A 1,020-nucleotide genomic window follows, 5' to 3' on the forward strand; every position below is an offset into this window, starting at 1 on the left:
TTGTTCGTATTAATTTGGATAATCCCAAAAGGCCGCAGGAATTAATAACGCAGATATCATCTCTGCCATTTATCAAAGGAATACGGCAAGAGCAAAATAGCATTTATGTAAACACACATGACGCCAAAAGGGATTTTCGCACTCTGAATCAATTGATGTTGGACAAAGAAATTCCTTACTCCTCAATTGGAGTGGCAACACCCAGCCTTGATGAAATCTTTTTATCTCTTACACAAAAAAATAAAGGGGTCGTTCACAATGCAAACTTATAATCTTTTTTGGAGAAGCGTGAAATGGCGCTTTCAAAACCCGGTAACTATTATTATGACATTGGTTCAGCCGCTCATATGGCTTTTACTGTTTAGCACCATATTTAGCAGCAGTAACGCAGAAGGAAATTATACAGCTTTTATCTTGCCCGGCATCTTAGTTATTGGGGTTCTGTCTAGTTCCGGCGTAAGCGGAATTGCCAATTATTCCTTAAAAACAGGAGGAAGCTCCTACAGAATTATGATTTCTCCTGTGAAAAGAAGCTCAGTTATACTGGCTCATATTTTAGATGCCTCTGTCCTATCATTTATCCAAATCACAATTTTAATGATTATCGCTTTTCTCATGTCTGTTCGAATTGCGTCAGGAATAGGCGGAGTGCTTCTTATAGCTGTATTATTGTTCCTGATGGTGGCATTCGTGGCGGCAGTGTCTTACATCATCAGCCTTACGCTACCAGATGAAAATTCTTTTATCGCTCTTATAAACACTTTTACTTTGCCATTGTTTTTTGTCAGTTCAGCGCTAATACCTTTTGAACAGCTTCATGACGGGTTCCGAATTGCAGCAATGATTAATCCGTTTACCCATGTTATAAATGCTATCAGAATGTTGGCACAGGGGGCGGCAATTGATTGGTTTCAATTGTCCTCCGTGGTAGTACTTCTCCTTGTCCTAGGTGCAATCAGCTTTATTATAGCGGTTCTTTCCTTAAAAAAAGATAGTCATTAATTTAAATGGGGACATTCC

Annotated in this window: 1 protein-coding gene and 1 pseudogene; both read left to right on the top strand. The window is 39.0% G+C overall.

What is annotated here, in order from left to right; all coding sequences use genetic code 11:
* Positions 1-272 (top strand): annotated as a pseudogene (locus DFR58_RS22295) (hypothetical protein); the annotation flags it as partial.
* Positions 259-1,002, top strand: coding sequence for an ABC transporter permease (locus DFR58_RS21655; protein WP_114300520.1), 744 nt, complete (start codon positions 259-261; stop codon positions 1,000-1,002). The pseudogene DFR58_RS22295 and the gene DFR58_RS21655, both read left to right, overlap by 14 nt.
* The last annotated feature ends 18 nt before the right edge of the window (positions 1,003-1,020 follow it).

Origin of the sequence: Anaerobacterium chartisolvens (genome assembly GCF_003337415.1) — a bacterium.
In the GTDB taxonomy this organism is placed as follows: Bacteria; Bacillota; Clostridia; order Acetivibrionales; family DSM-27016; genus Anaerobacterium; species Anaerobacterium chartisolvens.

Excerpts from the sequence above, each read along its gene's own strand:
- DFR58_RS21655 (WP_114300520.1), top strand. The coding sequence starts at position 259 with ATGCAAACTTATAATCTTTTTTGGAGAAGCGTGAAATGGCGCTTTCAA.